Raw genomic sequence first — 1094 nt, 5'->3', positions numbered from 1 at the left:
GGCCAACCGCCCCGCATCATCAAGGCAGGCGAGTCGTTCGTGGTGCCCGCCGGGGTGGTGCACGATGCCCACAACGACGGGGCCGTGCCCACCCGGCTGGTGGGCGTGTACGTGGTGGAAAAAGGCCAGCCGCTGGCATCACCTGCGCCCTGAAAATTTCAGACTAGCTTGGCCTGTTTGCGGCTCTTGGAGAGCTGCGCCCGCCCTTCCTTCTCCTGGGCTTTGACCTCGTCGATATTGGCTTGCAGCTCGGCCATTTGCTCCTCCAGTTGCTGGCGGTGCGCGGCCAGCACGGCCAGAAACTTGCCTAGTTGGGCGGTGGTGTCGCGCGGGCTGTCGTACATGTCGATCACCTCTTTGGCCTGCGTCAGGCTCAGGCCCAGGCGCTTGGCGCGAAGGGTCAGCTTGAGGCGGGTGCGGTCGCGCTGGCTGTAGACCCGGGTGCGCTCGCCCGGGCCGCTGCGCGTGGGCTGCAGCAGGCCCATGTCTTCGTAGAAGCGGATGGCCCGGGTGGTCAGATCGAATTCCAGCGCCAGGTCGCTGATGCTGTAGCTGCTTATCGCCATGGTGTCAGTGGGTTGCAAAGGGTTGCCAAGAGCGGGCCTAGAATGACTTTTACGTAAACGTCAACACAAAAGCCGACTATAGCGCCATGAATCTGCTCGAACAACAACTGCACTACCCCCTTGGCGACACCCTGCCCGCGCAAGGCGAAACCGTCGCCGTGGCACCCGGCGTGCGCTGGATCCGCATGGCGCTGCCCTTCGCGCTGAACCACATCAACCTGTGGCTGCTGGAAGACGAGATCGACGGCCAGCGTGGTTGGAGCGTGGTGGACTGTTGCATCAGCGCCGACACCTCGCGTGCCCAGTGGGAGGCGATTTTTGCCTCCCAGCTCGGCGGCCTGCCCATCCTGCGCGTCATCGTGACCCACATGCACCCCGACCACATCGGCCTGGCCTCGTGGCTGTGCGCGCGCTGGAACGCCCCTCTGTGGATCAGCGCCACCGACTACTTTGTGGCCGAGCACAACATCGCCCACTCCAGCGGCAACGGCGGGCCGGGCGCTGCCGAGTTCTTCCAGAAACACGGCC

3 protein-coding genes are annotated in these 1094 nt (G+C 64.8%); 2 read left to right on the top strand and 1 reads right to left on the bottom strand.

Features of this window, described 5'->3' with window-relative positions:
• Nucleotides 1-153 (top strand): cupin domain-containing protein (locus tag AC097L_RS25885; protein ID WP_479589557.1); only part of this gene is annotated, 153 nt, incomplete at its 5' end.
• Nucleotides 154-158: 5 nt separating this feature from the next.
• Here AC097L_RS25885 and AC097L_RS25880 read toward each other — a convergent pair.
• On the bottom strand, nt 159-566 hold the full coding sequence (locus tag AC097L_RS25880; protein ID WP_479589556.1) for a MerR family transcriptional regulator: 408 nt from the start codon (nt 564-566) through the stop codon (nt 159-161).
• A gap of 86 nt (nt 567-652) precedes the next feature.
• On the opposite strand from AC097L_RS25880, the gene AC097L_RS25875 reads away from it, so the two are divergent.
• On the top strand, nt 653-1094 hold a 442-nt coding region (locus tag AC097L_RS25875), incomplete at its 3' end, for an MBL fold metallo-hydrolase (RefSeq protein WP_479589555.1).

The organism is Rhodoferax sp. RT5P35, assembly GCF_056521385.1.
This window is presented reverse-complemented; position numbering and strand designations above follow the sequence as displayed.